The organism is Moorena sp. SIO4A1, assembly GCF_010672065.1.
Taxonomy (GTDB): domain Bacteria; phylum Cyanobacteriota; class Cyanobacteriia; order Cyanobacteriales; family Coleofasciculaceae; genus Moorena.
The window spans coordinates 1-2,381 of record NZ_JAAHHX010000296.1 but is presented as its reverse complement, the minus strand read 5'-3'; the positions used below and the strand labels follow the sequence as shown (position 1 = coordinate 2,381).

The window sequence follows — 2,381 nt, the reverse complement described above, 5'->3', positions numbered from 1 at the left end:
AGTAGCCGCCCATATGAGCAGAATCCCATCCTTTAATTCCTTTACTCATACCGTAAAAATTAGAAGCAGCAATGCTTGTAAAAACATGGGCTAAAGGATTATACCCAGTGTGACACTCAATATTCTCTTCGGAAAAATCAAAGTAGTATTGTTGCGTTTCATCTGGGAAGACAATTTCTAGCTGATAAATTAAATTCCAATGGCAATACTCTAGAAATAAAGAGTCTTGCTTATCCTTAATAAATTTAGGAAAATTACAGCAAATTTCCGAGCGAATCGTTTGCTTCATTTCCTCTAAATCATAGTTATCAGAATTATCATCAATCAGGCAATCATCAGTATTAGTGGGCGAGAAACGTAAGTCATAGCGATCATCCTCTACCATTTGCACAAAAGAAGACTTTTGTTTCATGTAGCTAACTTCGCCATTTTTGAAAGTCACTACATCCCCTGGATTCAAAGGAAAAACATTTTCTCCAACTTCTGGACAAACAATGGCTACATCTCGACAGAATTGCTCCCTAGTAACGGGAAAAACTACTTTATTTAACCAAGATGTACCCTTAATAAACTTAAATCCATTGGCTCCCGGAGCAATAGAATGGGGTTTAATTAAACTAATCTTTTTTAGTTCTTGATCATAGGCGGCATAAGGAAATGAACAAGGCTGATTATTTTGATGTTCTGTTTCTAACATCGGTTGCCAACCTGCTAGTAAAAAATCAATCTGAGGATAGCGAGATTTAACCTTACGAATTGTTTCAACACTTACCACCGAATCAACTTGATTCCAGAACACCCCTGAAGGGTCAGTGAATAACATCCCATATTCAGGAACACGATTTTCTGAACGAGTTGCAATTAAACGAGTTGACCCAATTTTGACCTCACTCCAATCTTTCAATTTATAGATTTGTGAATATCCTAAATCTCGTAAACACGTTTCCATCAACTTATCTTGAGGAATCAAGACATCAACATTTTTCGGTAGAGAAGCTAGGGATTGAATATCAAAATGATCTAAATGACGATGAGAGATAATCAAGATATCAAACCCTGGAATCTGGTCATGGTAGACTTTTCGTTTAGGACAAATATCTTCTATTCCTTCACAGTGAGAATCCCACAAAACCGGATCCATCAAGATTTGACAATTTTCAGTCTCAACAAAGATAGAAGCGTGACCAATCATCTGAATCTGCATAATTCACCTCAAAATTTATACTAATTTATGATTTTATGAGCCAGTTTTTCTAAAACTTCAGTAAGCGGATGTTCAGGAAAAGCCAGAGAAAAAATCTTTCGACTTCCTAGCATCTTCATATCTTCTGACCAGGGAATAACTGCAGCCAACGAAAATCCATATTCGTCCTTAAATTTATGGCTAAAACGATCAATCCATAACGATTCAATCATCATATTCATTACCAGCAAGGTTTTCTGTATGTTTAACTTGTTTGCCAAGTCCAACAGAATCCCAGTTGCTTGAAAATCTTGCTGATCAGGTTTCATAATTAAAACCAGAGTATCCGATAAAGTTAAAGAGATTAATACCTCTTCATTGAGACCTGGATGAGTATCAACAAACAGAAAATCTAGATTGAGTTCATTAATTAAAGCTCTAAACCCTTTTTCTAGTAGACGAACATCATAGCCTTCTCGCAACATTCGGCTAATATCTTCTTGTTTCATACTGGCTGGAACCAAAGAAAGAAAACTGTTCTCTGTTGACTTTTTTTTCTTGGCAATCACATCATAGTCCGTTTCAGTCATCTGACAGCGGTCTTGAAGACCTAACACGGACGTTACATCATAATCAGCTTCAGTAATTTGACAACGATTCCATAGGTAATCGTTTAAACAATAACCTAAATGATCTTTATTCAACCCAAATAACACATAAATACCTGGGTTGTGGAGGTCTGCATCCACAATTCCAACTCGATAACCCTGACTAGCAACAATAGTCGCTAAACTGGCAGTTATGTTGGTTTTTCCGGCTCCCCCTCGATAAGAGTGAATGGCAATAATAGACATCTAATTTTATCCAAATATACAACTATGACGTAGCTAACTTTTCCAAATTGTTCTCAACAACTTGGCTAACTATTCTGTGATTCTATTGAAATAATGCTGATTATTATTCAAGGTTTTGAGTTGCTGCAACATCCAATTAAATCGAGAGCCAGCTAACGTTAAATTATCTAAGCGGTTATCACTCATTTCATCATCATAGGTAACAGAAGATTCTAAAGTATTTTCACTACTGTAAATTCTTCGTCGGGGTCGCCTCGATTGTTGGTTTCGTCGGCGTTGTCTCGGTGGCGATGTTCATGCTGCTCCGCGAACTCGGGTGGCTCCGAGTGAGCGTCGAAGCCGAG

General features: G+C 37.3%; 2 protein-coding genes. Both read right to left on the bottom strand.

Going from position 1 to position 2,381, the window contains the following annotated elements; all coding sequences use genetic code 11:
* Window positions 1–1,204: MBL fold metallo-hydrolase (locus F6K53_RS37485; RefSeq protein ID WP_293084713.1), on the bottom strand; the 1,204-nt coding region annotated here is incomplete at its 3' end.
* A 20-nt stretch (window positions 1,205–1,224) separates the two neighbouring features.
* Complete coding sequence (locus F6K53_RS37480; RefSeq protein WP_293084710.1) at window positions 1,225–2,037, bottom strand: MinD/ParA family protein; 813 nt, start codon at window positions 2,035–2,037, stop codon at window positions 1,225–1,227.
* Window positions 2,038–2,381 lie beyond the last annotated feature (344 nt).

Coding starts and splice junctions, on each gene's coding strand:
- F6K53_RS37480 (WP_293084710.1), bottom strand. CDS start 2,037: ATGTCTATTATTGCCATTCACTCTTATCGAGGGGGAGCCGGAAAAACC.